This window comes from Streptomyces sudanensis (assembly GCF_023614315.1).
Taxonomy (GTDB): Bacteria; Actinomycetota; Actinomycetes; order Streptomycetales; family Streptomycetaceae; genus Streptomyces; species Streptomyces sudanensis.
The window spans coordinates 3,989,500-4,005,157 of record NZ_CP095474.1 but is presented as its reverse complement, the minus strand read 5'-3'; the positions used below and the strand labels follow the sequence as shown (position 1 = coordinate 4,005,157).

Below are 15,658 nucleotides of genomic sequence, written 5' to 3'. Positions count from 1 at the left end.
ACGTCGGCGGGCCAGGTGACCCCGGTGGCGCCCTCCATGTCGGCGCTGATGAGGATCTTCATGTCCCCACGGTACGCGCCGCCCGGTGCCGCCACCGGGAACGGCGCCCTCAGCGGGGGCGCGCCGGACGCGGGTACGTGCGGGACTGCTTGACGCTGCCGAACGCGAAGCTGGACTCGATCGACGCGATCCCGGGGATGGCGTGGACCCGGTCGCGGACCAGGCGCTCGTACGCCTCCAGGCTCTCGATCACCACGCGCAGCAGGTAGTCGCTGCTGCCGGCCATCAGGTAGCAGTCCTGGATGTGCTCGATGAGGGCGACGCGCTCCTCGAAGACGGCGACGGCCTCCGCGGTGTGGCGCTCCAGGCGGACGCGGACGAACACGGTGATCGGCAGCCCGTAGGCGACCTGGTCGACCATGGCGGTGTAGCCGCGGATGAGCCCGGCCTCCTCCAGGCGGCGGACCCGGCGCAGGCACGGGGAGGGGGAGAGCCGGACGCGGTCGGCGAGCTCCTGGTTGGAGAGCCGGCCGTCGGTCTGGAGTTCGCGGATGATCCGCAGGTCGATGTCGTCCACGCCGCCGCCCGCTCCCCGGGCCTCCCGGCCCTCGGCTGTTACCCGCCGTTCTTGGCAGATCCTGCCCCAAACATATGTCCGGGCGGCAGAACTGGCAATCGGCTGCCCCGGCCGAAGCCCTAGCGTTGCGGCACAGGGGCGGATCGTCTGGCGTGGAGGGTGTTGTGGTCGCGACGAACACGATGGGGGTGCCCGCGGCGGGCCGCGGAGTGCTCCCGCGCGGCCTCTCCCCGGGGGCCGCCGGCATGGTGGCGCTGCTGCTGACCGTGTCGATCTGGGCGGCCTTCGCCCTGAGCGCGCGGGCGCTGAGCGCGTCGACGCTGCTGCCCGCCGACGCGGCGCTGCTGCGCTTCGGGGTTCCGCTGGTCGCCCTGGCGCCCGCGCTGTGGCGGCGCCGGCGGGCGCTGGCCGCGGTGCGGCCCGGTCCGGCCGCGAAGATCGTGTGCGGGGCCGGGGTGCCGTTCTTCCTGGCCGCGATGTTCGGCGGGTCGCTGACCTCGGCGTCGTTCGTCGGGGCGATCGTGCCGGGCATGGTGCCGCTGTTCGTGTCCGCGCTGATGGTGGCGCGGGGGCGGGGCGTGCCGCGCGGGACCCAGGCAGCCGGGCTGGTGCTGATCGCGGTGGGCGTGGTGGCGCTGGTGTGGCGGTACGCGGTGCCGTTCGACGCCGACGTGATGCTGGGCTCCGGGACGCTGCTGGTGGCGAGCGGGCTGTGGGCGCTGTACACGGTCGGCCTCAAGGAGGTGGACCTCGACCCGGTCGGGTCGATCGGGCTGCTGTGCGTGCCGTCGTTCGCGGTGGTCGCCGTACTGGTGGCGGCCGGCGTGCTGCCGACCGGGCTCGCCCGCGCGGCGGCGGCCGACGTGGCGCTGTTCCTGGTGGTGCAGGGACTGGGCGTGGGCCTGTGCGCCGGGCTGCTGTACGCGTTCGCGATCCGGCGGCTGGGGGCCGAGCGCAGCTCCGTGGTGGGCAGCCTCAGCCCGGTGGCCGTGGTCCTGCTGGCGATCCCCCTGCTGGGCGAGCGGCCGACGGCGGCCGTCCTCGTCGGCGTGCCCCTCATCACCACGGGCGTGGTCCTGGCGAACCGACGCCCCCGTCCCCCGCGCGAACCGGAGGTCTCCCCCGATGCTTGAGCTGCTGCCCGCCCCGCCGGCCGACCCGCTGTGGAATCTGGCCGCCGAGTTCGGCGCCGACCCGCGCCCCGAACGGCTGAACCTCGTCCTGGGCGTCTACCGCGACCACACCGGCGCGACCCCGGTGATGCGGGCCGTGCGGGAGGCGGAGGCGCGCCTCGCGGAGCTGTCCGCCTCCAAGGAGTACCGGGGCCTGTCCGGCAACACGGCGTTCAACCGCGCGATGCTCTCGCTGGTCCTGGGCGGCGACGTGCCGCCCGGCCGGGCCGTCGCCGTGCAGACCGTCGCCGGCACGGGCGCGCTGCGGCTGCTGGCCGACCTGGTGCGGCAGACCCGCCCCGGCACGACCGTGTGGATCAGCGACCCGGCGTACGTGAACCACCGGCCGATCCTGGAGGCCGCGGGCCTGGCCGTGCGCACCTACCGCTGGACCGATCCCGCCGGGCTGCTGGAGGACCTGCGCGGCGCCGGCCGGGAGGACGTCGTGCTGCTGCAGGGCTGCTGCCACAACCCGACCGGCGCCGACCCGTCCCGGGAGGTGTGGGAGGCGCTGGCGGACCTGGCGGACCGCGCGGGGTGGACGCCGTTCCTGGACCTGGCGTACCACGGGCTCGGCGACGGCCTGGACGAGGACCTGTGGGCGGCGCGGATGCTGGCCGAGCGGCTGCCCGAGGTGCTGGCCGCGGTGAGCTGCTCGAAGAACTTCGGGCTGTACGCGGACCGCACGGGCTGCGCGATCGTGCTGGGCGCCTCGGCACGGGCCCTGCGGAACGTCGAGACGGCCCTGCAGAACGCCGCCCGCACCCTGTACTCGATGCCGCCCGAGCACGGCGCCGCGATCGTGGCGACGATCCTTCAGGACGCGGAGCTGCGCGGGGCGTGGCGCGCGGAACTGGACGCGATGCGGGACCGGATCGCGGGCAACCGCGCCGCGCTGACCGCGGCGCTGGAGGCGCTGGGCTGCGGCGCCGTCGCGGAGCCGCTGGCCCGGCAGAAGGGCATGTTCGCGGGGCTGCCGCTGTCGCCGGAGCAGATGGCGGTGCTGCGCCGGGACCACGCGGTGTACGGCACGGCCGGCGGCCGGATCAACATCGCGGGGCTCCCGTCGGACCGGGTGGACCGGCTGGCCGGGGCGATCGCGGCGGTACTGGCCCCGGTCGCGGTCTGACCCCGCGCCCCGCGCGGGGAGGCGACGCGCGGCACGCCTCAGGGGCCGCCGCCCCCTAGCCCGTACGGGGAGGGAGGCGCGGCGCCACCCGCCGCCGCCCGGGTCCGGAGGGCCCCGCGCCCTACACGGGGACGGCCGGATCCCGCGGGCCGGGGGCGAGGGCCGCGAGGAGCTCCGCGCGGTGGAGGTCGGCGACCGGGGCCAGCAGGTCGGGGTGGCGCAGCAGCGCCGCCGCGCGGAGGTCCCGGTCGCCGGGCGACAGGAGACGGCGGTACCGGCCCGGCGCGGGTCCGGCGAGGGCGGCGGCGGCCCGCGCCAGGGCGGGTTCGCCGAGCAGGCAGGCGGCCCAGCTCGCGACGGTCTCGTCCACCCAGCTCCGCCACGGCGCGCCGTCCGCCGCGGCGCCGGCGATCCGGTCGAGCCGGCCCGCGCCCCCGGCGCCGGTGACGGCGACCAGGGCGGCGTCGAGTTCGGTGGGGTAGCGCAGCGCCGCGGCGAGGCCGGCGGCCTGCCGCGCCTGCGCCTCCGCGAGGGCGCGGTCGACGGCGCCGCCACCCGGCGGGTAGGCGCCGAGGAGCCACTGCGCGGTGGCCGCGACGATCGGGGAGAGCGGTGTGTGCACGGTCGGTCCGTAGGCCGTCGGGGTGTTCGGACGGTGCACGCTACCCCGGCGGGGCCGTACGGCGTAATGACGCATATCACCCGCCACCGGTGGTATCCGCACTCTGCACCCTTCACCCGGAACGCAGGAGGAGACGGAGACTCATGGGACACGGCGGAGACGTGATCACCGAGCTGACCACCGACCACCAGGAGGTGGAGGAGCTGTTCGTCCGCATCCAGGAGCTGCCGCCCGGCGACCCGGAGCGCAAGCGCCTCGCGGACCAGGCCGTGATGGAGCTGGTCCGCCACGCGGTCGCGGAGGAGGAGTACCTGTACCCGGCGGTACGGGAGTACCTGCCCGACGGCGACTCACTCGCCGACAAGGAGCTGGAGGACCACGCGGCCGCCGAGCGCACCATGAAGGAGCTGGAGGAGTGCGACGCGGACCACCCCCGGTTCGACACGATGATCGCGCAGCTGATGGCGGAGGTCCGCGAGCACGTGGCTGACGAGGAGGCGGACCTGCTGCCCCGGCTCCGCGCGGCGTGCTCCCAGGAGAAGCTGGAGGAACTGGGCGAGAAGGTGCGGCAGGCGAAGAAGATGGCGCCGACCCGCCCGCACCCGGCCGCCCCGGACAAGCCCCCGGCCAACAAGCTGCTCGACCGGGGCGCGGGCATGGTCGACCGCCTGCGCGACACGCTCACGGGACGCGGCAAGCAGGGCTGACCGCACGTCACGGCACCGCGCCGGCGCCGGCCCGAGGTGGCCGGCGCCGGCGCGGTGCCGTGGCATGACGTGCGGGGTGCGGCCCGGAGTGCCCGTGAGGCCGCCGCCCCACGGGCCGTGACCGCGACCCGGCGGTTGCGGCCGGGCTGCCTCGACCTCCCCTCGGGCGCCCCAGGGCATGCCCACCGGCACCGGCGCCCTCCCCACGGGCCGCGGGGCCTCACAAGGACCGCCCCCACCGGGCCACGGGCCGCGTCCGGCCCCTCGGCCGCGTCAGCCTGTCGGCCACACCGCTTGGTCGGCCGCCCCGGCCGGGCGGCCCGTCGGCTCCCGCACGTCACCCGGGGCTCCGGGGCGGTAGGGCTCCGGGACGGCGGGATTCCGGGCCTCCGGTACGGCGGTACGGCGGCACGGCGGCACGGCAGTACGGCCGCCGGATCGCGTGCCGGGGCCGCCGGTGCCGCGTCCGCTCCTCCCTGCCCGGCCCCGNCCCCAGCCCCTGCCCCGGCCGCGCCTTCAGGCGGCGGCGTCACCGAACCACGCGGCCAGCCGGTCGGACAGCTCCCGCGGGTCCTCGCCGACCCACGCCACGTGGCCGTCCGGCCGCAGCAGCACCGCGGGCACGTCCAGTGCCGCGCCGGGGTCGACGACGTGGTCGACCCGGTCGGCCCAACCCGCCGCCGAGAGGCGGCCGGTCCGGTCCAGCAGCAGTCCGCGGCCGCCGCGCATCAGCTCGTAGAGGCGCCCCCGGGTCAGTTCCACGTCCCGCAGCCGCCGGCCGAGCAACTCGTGGCCCTCGCCGAAGTCGTAGCGGATCCCGGTCGCGGTGATCTTCTCGGTCAGGTGCCGGTTCACCTCCTCGAAGCGCATCAGCTCCGCCAGCAGCCCGCGTACCGCCCGGGCACCCGGTTCCGGGGACAGCAGTTCGATCTGCGCGCGGGTGTTGTCCAGCACCTGTGCGGCCACCGGACGGCGCTCGCTCTGGTAGCTGTCGAGCAGCCCCTCCGGCGCGCGACCGCTCACCTCGGCGGCGAGTTTCCAGCCGAGGTTGAACGCGTCCTGGATGCCGAGGTTGAGCCCCTGCCCCCCGACCGGCGGGTGGACGTGCGCCGCGTCGCCGGCCAGCAGGACCCGGCCGACGCGGTAGCGGTCGGCCAACCGGGTTGCGTCGCCGAAGCGGGAGAGCCAGCGCGGCGAGTGCACGCCGAAGTCCGTGCCGGCGAACGCCCGCAGCCGCCGTCCGAACTCCTCCAGGGTCGGCGGGACCGTGCGGTCCCCGGCCAGTCCGTCGGCGGGCACGACGACGCGGTACACCCCGTCTCCGAGAGGTCCGAGGCCGAACCGCTTCTCGGTCCTGCGCACCTCCCCGACGGCGGCGGCGACCGTCTCGGGGTCCGCGGTCACCTCCATCTCGCCCAGCAGCGTCTCGTTCCTGGCGGGCTCGCCGGGGAAGCCGACGCCGAGCAGTTTGCGCACCGTGCTGCGGCCGCCGTCGCAGCCGACGAGGTAGCGCGAACGCAGCCGCGTGCCGTCGGCCGTCCCGACGGTCACCCCCTGGGCGTCCTGGCTCAGGCCGACCAGTTCGCAGTCGCGCCGGACCTCGGCGCCGAGTTCGGCGGCGCGCTCGGCCAGGAGGCGGTCGGTGACGGTCTGCGGGATGCCGAGGACGTAGGCGTGCGCGCTGTCCAGGTCCGGCGGGGGCGCGTCGAGGGCGGCGAAGAACCCGCCGACCGGGTACCGCCGCCCATGGGCGAGGAACCGTTCCAGCAGACCGCGCTGGTCCATCACCTCGATGCTGCGCACGTGCAGGCCGAGCGCGCGGACATACGTGGCCGGCTCCGCCTCCCTCTCCAGCACGAGCACGCGCACGCCGTGCAGCCGTAGCTCGCACGCCAGCATCAGGCCGGTCGGCCCGCCGCCGGCGATGATCACGTCGATCATGGAAACCACCCGTTCGAAAGGTTGTGTCGCGGTAGGCCGCCGCGCGGTCCCGTACCGGGCGCCCGGGCCGTGGCGCGAGTCGCACCGGTGGCTCGGCGCCCCCTGGGAGTCACGCGTGGCAACAACGGACGTACGTCGCGTACCTGGCATTTCGTCAGGTTCCGCTCCAGGCCGACGATTCTCCGGCACGACCGGGGCCTTGCCGCAAGCCCCCCGACGCGCTATACGTTGAAAGTGGCGAGGAGCGGGTTCCCTCCTCGCTTTTCCGCGCCCGCCGTGGACGACGGCCCCTCACGGGGCGACGGCGGCCGGGCCGCGCGGAGCCCCCGGTACCGCGCACCGCCGCTTCTCGTGGCCCTCCGTACCCCGCCCGTACGGCCGCCACCGACGTTCCCCGTTCTCCGCCGTACGGCCGCCACCGCTCCCCACTCCCCGCTCCCCGCGGTGCGGGCGCGCATCATCGGTCGGCGGCGCCCCGTCCGCCGCCCGGCCGGTCCCTCAGTGCGTTCCCCCGCACGGCCGTGCGNNNGCGATCCGCCGCCCCCNCCCCGCCGCCCCGGCCGGGCCCCGGGGCGGCGTCCCCGGCGACGCCGCTCCGGGGCCCGGTGCGGGGCCGCGTCCCCGGGCCGAGCGCGACGAGGACGTGGGTGCGGTCGCCGGACTCCACCACGGGGAGGCCCGGTTCGCGTACCCGTGCGGCGATCCCGGCGGCCTCCCCGGCGCTCAGACCGGGCAGGGCCCCGAGGAGGTGCCGGGCCGACCCGGCGGCGCCCCCCGGCCCGACGCACGGGGCGAAGCCGGGCGCGCCCGGGCCCCCGCCGGGTCCGCCCCGGTACGGCGCGGCGTCGGCGGCCAGCACGAGGAGCCGGTCCCGGCCCGGCCCGCTCAGCGGGTACGCCCACCACAGCACCTCCGCGCGCTCCCCGCCCGGGCGGACCAGGCGCGCCCACCCGGCCCTGGGGTACGGCTCCCGCGAGACGGCGTCCGGGCCGCCGACGACCCGCACGCCGTACGGCCCGTCACCGGCGGGTGCGTCCCTTCCGGTGGACGGCCCGTCACCGGCGAACACACCGCCGTCGTCGTACGGCCCGCCATCGTCGTACGGCCCGTCACCGGCGAGCAGGCCGTTGCCGGCGAGCGCGCCGGAGACCGGCAGGAGATCGACGGCGGGACGGCCCACGGCCTCCTCGCTGGAGTGGCCGAACAGGCGCCGGGCTCCGGCCGACCAGTGGGAGATCCGCCCCGCGCGGTCGACGAGGGCCGCGGCGAGGGGCGCCCGGTCCTCCCCGGAGGTGGGCTCGGGCACGGTCCGGTGCACGTCACCGTCCATGGCCGGCTGCTCCTCTCCCCGCCTCGGCGGTCCGCGGTACCGCCCTCACGGTACGGGCGCGCACCGGCGGAACGCCGGGAATCGCCGGAGTGTCCCGTACCGGGTCGCGGAACCGGCCGGGAATCACCCGCCGTGGGCGAGCCGGACGTCCTCCGTGGTGCGGGCACCCCCGGCGACCTGCAACGAGGTGGCCACCGGCGGGTATCCCGAGGCGATCACCGTGTAGGCGCCGGACGCCAGGTCGGGGAAGCGGAAGGCGCCGTCGGGGCCGGTGAGGAGGGTGCCGACGGTGTCGCCGGCCGCGTCGAGGAGCGACACCCGGGCGTCCTCGACGGGGCGGCCGTCGGGGGCCCGCACGGTGCCGCAGACGACGCCGCCGCCCGCGACCTCCACGTCCTGCCAGGTCTCGCCGTCCGCGCGCACCCGGACCGAAAGGGCGGTGGGGCCCAGTCCGGGCGCGCCGGCGGTGAGGGTGTGGTCCCCGGCGAGGAGGCCGGTGAGGGCGTATCCGCCGCCGGGGCCGGTGCGGGCCGTGGCGACGACCTCGCCCCGCGCGTCGGTGAGGGTGACGAGGGCGTCCTCGACGGGGGTGCCGTCCGGGGCGGCGACGGTGCCGCGCAGGCGCCCGGCGCCGCCGAGGACGACGTCCCGTTCGACGGGCCCGTCGGGGCGGGCACCCGCGGTGAGGGTGACGGCGCGGGGCCGGTGGCCGGCCGCGGAGGCGATGAGGACGTACGCGCCGGGGGCGGGGGTGCTCAGCGCGTACCGGCCTCCGGGGCCGCTCGCGCCCCGGCCGACCTGGCGGCCGCGGGCGTCCAGCAGGGTGAGGGCCGCCCCGGGGACGGGGGTGCCGTCGTGGTGGCGGACCGTGCCGCACAGGGGCGCGCCGGGCCCGGGCGCCGGCTCGCACGCCTCCCCCGCCCGCTCGTACGCGGCCCCGTCCGGTTCGTACGCGGCCCCGTTCGACTCGTACGCGGCCCCGTCCGCCGGGGGCGGCACCGACCCGAACGGGCCGGGCGCGGCGGGACCCGGCCCGGGTTCGGGGGTGCGCGCCCCGGGGACGGTGCCCCCCGCAGGCCCGGTACCGTCCACCGGTGTCCTCTCCCTGAGGAAGAGGACCGCCAGCAGGCCGGCTCCCAGGAACGCCGCCAGGTGGAGCAGGACGCGCGGCGCGGCGTCGGCGTACGCCTGGACGTACCCCTCGCGCAGCGCGGAGGGCAGCGCCCGCGGCCCGGCGGCGAGGGTGCCGAGGAGGGTGACGCCCGCGCACACGCCGAGCTGGCCGCACAGGGCGTGGACACCGGTCGCGGCGCCGAGGTCGGCGGGCGGCGCGGCGTTCTGCGCGGCGAGGACGAGGACGGGCAGGACGAGGCCGAGGCCGGTGCCGGCGAGTGCCTGCCAGACGCCGTGCTCGACGTACGGCGTGTCGGCGTCGGCGCGGGAGAGCAGCCACACGCCGACCCAGGCGACGGAGACGCCGACGGCGCCCTGGACGGCGTAGCGGCCGGTGCGGTGGGCGAGGTGTCCGGAGACGAGGGACGCGGCGGCGAGGGAACCGAGGAACGGCAGCACCGGCAGCACCGTCTCCCACAGCCCCTGCGGGCCGCCCCGCCGGAGGAGGGCCGGGAGGCAGACCGCGAGGCCGGCCAGGCAGGCGCCGACTGCGGCGGCGGCGAACCCGGCGATCAGGAAGGCCGGGTCGCGCGGCAGTCGCGGCGGGAGCACCGGTTCCGGTACGCGGCGGGCGGTGGCCGCGCAGAGCAGCAGGCCGGCCGCGGCGGCGCAGGCCAGGACGGCGACGGTGCGGGAGGTCCAGGCGTACTGGCCGCCGGCCCAGGCGAGCAGCAGGAAGAGGCAGGTGGCCGCGGCGCTCAGGAGGAGCGCGCCGGGCAGTCCGGAGCGGGCGCGGCGGTGGGCGGCGGCGGAGCCCCGGCCCCGCGCGGCCCCGGGCTCCGGCGGGGCGAGGGCGGCTCCGACGAGGAGCAGGGCGGCGAGGCAGCCGGGCGCGGTGAGGTGGAACGTCCAGCGCCAGGAGGCGGTACCGGCGACGTACGCCCCGAGGAGCGGGCCCGCGGCGGTGGCGACCGCGAACGCGGCGCCGAGCAGGGCGAGGTGGCGGGCGCGGCGGTGGACGGGGGCGAGGGAGGCGGTGACGGCCTGGGCGCCGGCGAGCACGCCCCCGGCGCCGAGGCCCTGGACGGCGCGCAGGGCGACCAGTTCGTCCGGTGTGCGGGCCCAGCCGGCCAGGGCGGACGCGGCGGCGAACAGGGCCAGCGCGCAGAGGAGCGGTCCCTTGCGGCCGTAGAGGTCGCCCAGCTTGCCGTGGAGCGGCAGGGAGGCGCCCGCCGTGAGGAGGTACGCGACGACGGCCCAGGGGACGCGGTCGGGGCCGCCCGGCAGGTCGGCGGCGAGCGCGGGGAGGACGGCGGCGACGGCGAGTTGCTGGAACGCGGCGAGGAGCACCGCGAGGACGAGCCCCGCCAGGACCGGCCCTGTGCGGCTCCGCCGGGGTGCGGGGGCGGGGCGGCGCGGCGCGCTCCCGGCGGTCGGCGGCGCGGTGCCGCCGGGCGCGGCGCCCCCGTCCTTCGTCAGCGTGATCCCACCCACGGAACCTGCTCCCCTCGTCTGGCGGCTCGCGTACGGGGCGCCATTGTTCGCCTCCCGCACGCAGCGGGATCAAGTGGGGCATCAGGGGCGGAAGGCGAACGGGAAGGACCCGCCGCCGGGTGTCCGGGAGGCGGCGGCGGGCCGTCCGCGCAGGGTGTCCGGGGGGCGGCGGGGCCGACGGGCCGCCCGCCGCGCACGCGCGTCACCCGTACGGGGCGGGCGGAAGGTCCACCCGATCCGGTGAACGAGGGGGCGGGCGCCCGAAGGGTTACCTCTTCTCGGTCTCGGCCGCCAGGTTGGCGAGGACCGCGTCGTGGATGCGGGCCAGGCCCTTGGGGGCGAAGGTGCGCTCGAAGAAGCCGCCGATGCCGCCGGCGCCGTTCCAGACGGTGGTGACGATGACCCGGGAGCGGCCCTCCCCCGCGGGGGTGACGGTCCAGGTGGTGACCATGGAGGAGTTGCGGTCCTTCTCGACGAGCTGCCCGTCGGTGGGCTCGGTGACGTCGAGCAGGCAGTCGCGGACGCGCTTGCTGGTGGCCTGGAGCTTCCAGTGGACGACGGTGCCCTCGCCGTCGCCGCCCTCGTCGACCCGGTACTCGCTGAACTGCTCGGGCAGCAGCCTGGCGCGCGTCCCCGCGTAGTCGGCCAGCGTGTCGAACACCGTCTCCGCGCCCGCCGCGATGACCCGCTCCGTCGTCGCCTCGACCTGTGCCATCGCCTTGTCCTCCAGCGTCTCGTCCTCCGGTCAGGCGTCCAGCCAACCACCTGCGGCGGACAGGCCCAAATCCGGCCGCGCCCGGCGGTGCCGGGGACTGGTCCGCACGGCGGCGCGCGCGGCCCGGCCCCGGACCGCGAAGCACGGGGCGGCGGCCGGGCGCGCGGTGGGGCCCGCCGCCGGGCGGGGCCGAACGGTCCGGGAGGATGGGCGGCATGACGACTCATCTGACGCACGTGGCGGCCCCCCGGGGGGTCGCGCCCGGTTCCGGTTACAGCCACGTCGTGTGGGGCACCGGCCGGTTCGTGGCGGTGTCCGGGCAGTGCGCCCTCGACGCGGAGGGCCGGATCGTCGGGGACGGCGACCCCGCGGCCCAGGCACGGCAGGTCTTCGCGAACCTGGGCCGCTGCCTGGCGGCGGCCGGCGCCACCTTCGACGACGTGGTGAAGCTGACGTACTACGTGACGGACGTGGCGCACCTCCCGGCCCTGCGCGCCGCCCGCGACGAGGTGGTCGACACGGCCCGCCCGCCGGCCGGCAGCGCCGTCCAGGTGGCGGCGCTGTTCCGGCCCGGGTTGCTGATGGAGGTCGACGCGTTCGCCGTGGTCCCGGAGGAGCGCCGGCCCTGACCCCGGGGGGCGGGAGGACGGCGGCGGCCGGAGCGGGGCCGCGGGGCCCGCGGTCCGCCGCGGGNNCGGCGGCGAGAAAGGGGCGNGGGAGCCGGTTCCGGCTCCCGCGCCCCGCTCNCNCGGCCCNGGCAGGCGGGCCAGGGCCGCCGCGGCGGCCGGGCCGATGCGCGGGTGGCGGCGGGCGGCCTCCAGGACGGGGCGCGCGCGGGGGTCGGCGAGCGAGCCGAGCCCCTCCGCGCAGGCGGCGCCCACCCGCCAGTGCGGGTCGTCCGGGTCGAGGCGGCGGCCCAGCACGGTGACCAGGGCCGGTACGGACTCGGGGGCGCGCAGCGCGGCCAGGAGCCGTACGGGTACCAGGGCGTAGGCGACGCGCAGTTCGTTGGTGGCGAGCGCGGCGGCGGCGCGGGCGGTGCGCGGGTCGCCGAGCAGGGTCAGCGCGTGGGCGGCGGACACGCAGCGCTCCGGGTCCCGGTGGTTGAGGAGCAGCACCAGCGCCTCGAAGGCGCGCCGGTCCCCGGCGGCGCCCAGCCGGAACGCGGCCAGTTCGCGGGCCCACAGCGGCTGTCCGGGCGCGGTGAGGACGGCGGCCAGTTCGTCCGGGTCGCCGGTGGCGGCGAGCCGCCCGTACGCGGGGTCGTCCCCGGCCTCGTCGCGCAGCCGGTCGGTGAGCGAGCCGAACTCCGGGTCCATGGCGGTCAGGGTAGCGACGGGCCGGGGCCGCGAACCAGATCGCGGCCCCGGCCCACCCGGGGGCTGGCGCGCTCGTTACCCACCGGTTAAGCTCAGGTGAGCGGGGTCGATCCCCCGCACCCCTCCGGGCGGCCTGGTGACGCAGCCGCCCGGGTGCCAGTCGGTTCGGCACCTTCCACGACGCGACTTCGGGACAGAGTCCGTCGGCTCCTCCGCGCGACGCGCACGGGCACGCCCGTCCGGCGCGGTCCGCTCGCGGTACGCCCCCCGCGCCGCGCCCCCGTGCGCGCGTGACGCCGGGTGCCCGCACCACGACCAGCCGTCACTCACCCCTGGAGTCCCGTGATGGACACCCCTCTCTCCACCGTCGCCGTCGTCGGTCTCGGCACCATGGGCACCGGCATCGCCGAGGTCCTCGCCCGCGCCGGCCGCGAGGTCGTCGGCGTCGACGTCAGCGAGGACGCCGCCCGCCGCGCGGTCGCCTCGCTCGCCGCCTCCACCGCCAGGTCCGCGGCCCGCGGGCGGATCACCGAGGAGGAGCGGCGCGGCGTCCTCGCCCGGTTCCGCACCTCCCTCCGCCTGGAGGACGCGGCCGGCGCCGACCTCGTCATCGAGGTCGTGCCCGAGTCGTACGAGGTGAAGCAGCGGGTGGTGCGCGCCCTGGACGGCATCGTCCGGCCGGACGCGATCATCGCGACCGGGACGAACGCGCTGTCCGTGACCCGGCTCGCCGCCGACTCCGCCCGCCCGGAGCGCGTGCTGGGCCTGCACTTCTTCAACCCGGCCCCGGCGATGAAGCTGGTCGAGGTCGTGTCGTCGGTGCTGACCGACCCGCGGGCCGTCGCCGCCGTCACGGACCTGGCGCACGACCTGGGCAAGGAGCCCGTCGCCGTCGGCGACCGCCCCGGCTTCGTCGCGGACGGCCTGCTGTTCGGCTACCTCAACCAGGCCGCCGCCATGTACGAGTCGCGGTACGCCTCCCGGGAGGACATCGACGCGGCGATGCGGCTCGGCTGCGGCCTGCCGATGGGCCCGCTGGCGCTGCTGGACCTGATCGGCGTCGACATCGCCCGCACCGTGCTGGACGCCCTGTACGCCGGGTCGCGGGACCGGCTGTACGCGCCCGCGCCGATCCTGGGGCACCTGTCCGGGGCGGGGCTGACGGGCCGCAAGGCGGGCCGCGGCTTCTACACCTACGAGGCGCCGGGCAGCGCCGCGGTCGTCCCGGACGCGCTCACCCCGCGGCCGGGCGGCGCGGACGGGGCGGCGCCCCGCCGGGTCCTCTCGGTCGGCGTCGCCGGGTCCGGGACGATGGCGTCGGGCATCGCGGAGGTCTTCGCGAAGGCCGGGTACGACGTGGTCCTCGCCGCCCGCTCCCGGGAGAAGGCCGGGACGGCGAAGGCACGTGTCGCCGCGTCCCTGGAGCGCTCGGTCGCCCGGGGCCGGCTGACCGCCGAGGCTCGCGACGCGGCACTGGCGCGAATCTCCCCCGCGGGTTCGCTCGACGCGTTCGCCGGGGTCGACCTGGCCGTCGAGGCGGTCGCGGAGGACCTGGAGGTGAAGCGGGAGCTGTTCGCCGCGCTCGACCGGGTGTGCCGGCCCGGCGCGGTCCTCGCCACCACCACCTCGTCGCTGCCCGTCGTCGCCTGCGCCCGCGCCACCTCCCGCCCGCAGGACGTGGTGGGGATGCACTTCTTCAACCCGGCCCCGGCGATGAGGCTGGTGGAGGTCGTCCGCACGGTCCTCACCGGCGACGACGTCCTCGCCACCGTCCGCGCGGTCACGGCGCGGATCCGCAAGCACCCGGTGGACTGCGGGGACCGCTCCGGGTTCATCGTCAACGCCCTGCTTTTCCCGTACCTGAACAACGCGGTCAAGATGGTCCAGGAGCACTACGCGACGCCCGACGACGTCGACGCCGCGATGAGGCTGGGCGGCGGCTACCCGATGGGCCCGTTCGAACTGCTCGACGTGGTGGGCCTGGACGTGTCCCTCGCCATCCAGCGGGTCCTGCACGAGGAGTTCCGCGAGCCCGGCCTGGCGCCCGCGCCGCTGCTGGAGCACCTGGTGGCGGCCGGCTGCCTGGGCCGCAAGACGGGGCGCGGTTTCCGCGAGCATGCGCGGCGCTGAACCCGGCGGCCACCGCGGCCCGGGGCCGCACGGGGCGCACGGCGGGTGGGGCGGGCTGCTCGGGCCTCCGGGCGGCTCTCCCCCTCGGGCACGGTCCCCGGGGGCGATGGAGTACGTTCGGGACATGTCCCAGCCCGCGAAGACACCCCGTGCCAGTACCGCGTCCGACGTCCCGGAGAGCGCCGCGGGCGGCCGCGCCGCCGCCCAGCGGCTGAAGATGCGCCGCGAACTGGCGGCGGCCGCGATGGAGCTGTTCGCGACGAAGGGCTACGAGACGACGACGGTCGACGAGATCGCCGCCGCGGCGGGCGTGGCGCGGCGGACGTTCTTCCGCCACTTCCGCTCCAAGGAGGAGGCGATCTTCCCGGACCACGACGACACCCTGGTCCGGGCCGAGGCGGTCCTCAACGCGGCCCCCGCGCACGAGCACCCGCTCGACACGGTGTGCCGGGGCATCAAGGAAGTCATGAAGATGTACGCGGCGTCCCCGGCGGTGTCCGTCGCGCGCTACCGGCTCACCCGGGAGGTCCCCACCCTCCGGGAGCGCGAGATCGCCTCGGTGGCCCGTTACGAGCGGCTGTTCACCCGCTACCTGCTGGGCCACTTCGACGAGCGCGACCACCACGACGGCAACGACGACCCGCTGCTGGCGGAGGTGGCCGCGTCCGCGGTCGTCACGGCGCACAACCACGTGCTGCGCCGCTGGCTGCGGGCCGGCGCCGAGGGCGACGTGGAGGCCCAGTTGGACCACGCGTTCGCGATCGTCCGCAGGACCTTCGGCACCGGGATCAGCGCCGGCCGGTCCGCGGCGCCCCGCACGGGCGGCGAGGGCCCCGCGGTCACCGCGTCGGCCGAGGGCGACGTGCTGGTCGCGGTGGCCCGTGCGGACGCCCCGCTCGACCAGGTGATGCGCACCATCACCCGCGCACTGGGCCACGACGCGGACTGACGGGGACGGCCGGGCCGGTTCCCTCCCCCGGGCGGCGTACCGCCGGGCCCGGGGCGGGCACGGACGCCGCTCCCCGGGACCGTACGGGCGCGGGCACGGGCACGGGCCGGGGTGGGCCTGGATGCGCGGGACCCGGGGTGTCCGGGACCGTACGGGCGCGGGCCCGGAGCCGTACACGCGCCACCGGTTCGCGTGCGTCCGCCGGACCGGGGCCGAGGCCGGCGCCGGGGCCGGGGCCGCACAACCCTGCGAGTGGGGCGGGTGTCCAACCATCGGGAGGCAGGGGGGCCGACCGGAGGCGAGGGGCTTCCGCCCTCCCGCCGCTCCCCCGCGAAAGGATCCGTGCCTTCATGACTCCTTCCCCGCCCGGACCCCTGCGCCGTGCCGCCCTCGGAGGCGGCACGGCGCTCGCCTTACTCCTGACGGGCGCGGCGGGCGCCGGCGCCCCGCCGNNCCTGGC

Annotated in this window: 14 protein-coding genes; 6 read left to right on the top strand and 8 right to left on the bottom strand. The window is 77.5% G+C overall.

Annotation, left to right across the window (positions count from 1 at the left end):
* On the bottom strand, positions 1-62 hold a 62-nt coding region (locus tag MW084_RS18400), incomplete at its 3' end, for a M55 family metallopeptidase (protein ID WP_275563841.1).
* A gap of 47 nt (positions 63-109) precedes the next feature.
* Positions 110-577 carry an Lrp/AsnC family transcriptional regulator gene (locus MW084_RS18395; protein ID WP_010469505.1) on the bottom strand — a complete coding sequence of 156 codons (468 nt, stop codon included), beginning with the start codon at positions 575-577 and terminating at the stop codon, positions 110-112.
* 164 nt (positions 578-741) lie between these two features.
* Here MW084_RS18395 and MW084_RS18390 point away from each other — a divergent pair, with 164 nt between their 5' ends.
* On the top strand, positions 742-1,710 hold the full coding sequence (locus MW084_RS18390) for a DMT family transporter (protein ID WP_010469507.1): 969 nt from the start codon (positions 742-744) through the stop codon (positions 1,708-1,710).
* Positions 1,703-2,878, top strand: a complete 1,176-nt coding sequence (locus MW084_RS18385) for an amino acid aminotransferase (RefSeq protein ID WP_010469509.1) — start codon at positions 1,703-1,705, stop codon at positions 2,876-2,878. The genes MW084_RS18390 and MW084_RS18385 overlap by 8 nt, the downstream gene beginning before the upstream one ends.
* 121 nt (positions 2,879-2,999) lie before the next feature.
* Here MW084_RS18385 and MW084_RS18380 read toward each other — a convergent pair whose 3' ends face one another.
* A complete protein-coding gene (locus MW084_RS18380) occupies positions 3,000-3,500 on the bottom strand; it encodes a hypothetical protein (RefSeq protein ID WP_029553373.1) in 501 nt (166 codons plus the stop codon).
* A 143-nt stretch (positions 3,501-3,643) separates the two neighbouring features.
* Between MW084_RS18380 and MW084_RS18375 the strand changes: the two genes are divergently transcribed.
* Positions 3,644-4,207: a hemerythrin domain-containing protein gene (locus MW084_RS18375; RefSeq protein WP_010469513.1), complete on the top strand. Its 564-nt coding sequence runs from the start codon at positions 3,644-3,646 to the stop codon at positions 4,205-4,207.
* 516 nt (positions 4,208-4,723) lie between these two features.
* Here MW084_RS18375 and rox read toward each other — a convergent pair.
* The 4 genes from rox to MW084_RS18360 form a co-directional block, all read right to left on the bottom strand.
* On the bottom strand, positions 4,724-6,148 hold the full coding sequence (rox, locus tag MW084_RS18370) for a rifampin monooxygenase (RefSeq protein ID WP_010469515.1): 1,425 nt from the start codon (positions 6,146-6,148) through the stop codon (positions 4,724-4,726).
* Positions 6,149-6,694: 546 nt separating this feature from the next.
* On the bottom strand, positions 6,695-7,478 hold a 784-nt coding region (locus tag MW084_RS24625; RefSeq protein ID WP_420833747.1), incomplete at its 3' end, for a PAS domain-containing protein.
* 123 nt (positions 7,479-7,601) lie between these two features.
* Positions 7,602-10,085: an MFS transporter gene (locus tag MW084_RS18365; protein ID WP_010469518.1), complete on the bottom strand. Its 2,484-nt coding sequence runs from the start codon at positions 10,083-10,085 to the stop codon at positions 7,602-7,604.
* Between the two features lie 268 nt (positions 10,086-10,353).
* Positions 10,354-10,800 (bottom strand): SRPBCC family protein, encoded by a 447-nt coding sequence (locus MW084_RS18360; RefSeq protein ID WP_010469520.1) that lies wholly within the window; start codon positions 10,798-10,800, stop codon positions 10,354-10,356.
* 215 nt (positions 10,801-11,015) lie between these two features.
* Between MW084_RS18360 and MW084_RS18355 the strand changes: the two genes are divergently transcribed.
* Positions 11,016-11,429, top strand: a complete 414-nt coding sequence (locus MW084_RS18355) for a RidA family protein (protein ID WP_010469521.1) — start codon at positions 11,016-11,018, stop codon at positions 11,427-11,429.
* A 127-nt stretch (positions 11,430-11,556) separates the two neighbouring features.
* On the opposite strand, the gene MW084_RS18350 is transcribed toward MW084_RS18355, so the two are convergent.
* On the bottom strand, positions 11,557-12,119 hold a 563-nt coding region (locus MW084_RS18350), incomplete at its 3' end, for a HEAT repeat domain-containing protein (RefSeq protein WP_275563689.1).
* A gap of 345 nt (positions 12,120-12,464) precedes the next feature.
* On the opposite strand from MW084_RS18350, the gene MW084_RS18345 reads away from it, so the two are divergent.
* Together MW084_RS18345 and MW084_RS18340 are read left to right on the top strand one after the other, a co-directional pair.
* Positions 12,465-14,249 (top strand): 3-hydroxyacyl-CoA dehydrogenase family protein, encoded by a 1,785-nt coding sequence (locus tag MW084_RS18345; RefSeq protein ID WP_010469523.1) that lies wholly within the window; start codon positions 12,465-12,467, stop codon positions 14,247-14,249.
* 124 nt (positions 14,250-14,373) lie between these two features.
* On the top strand, positions 14,374-15,198 hold the full coding sequence (locus MW084_RS18340) for a TetR family transcriptional regulator (protein ID WP_010469524.1): 825 nt from the start codon (positions 14,374-14,376) through the stop codon (positions 15,196-15,198).
* Positions 15,199-15,658: the final 460 nt, after the last annotated feature.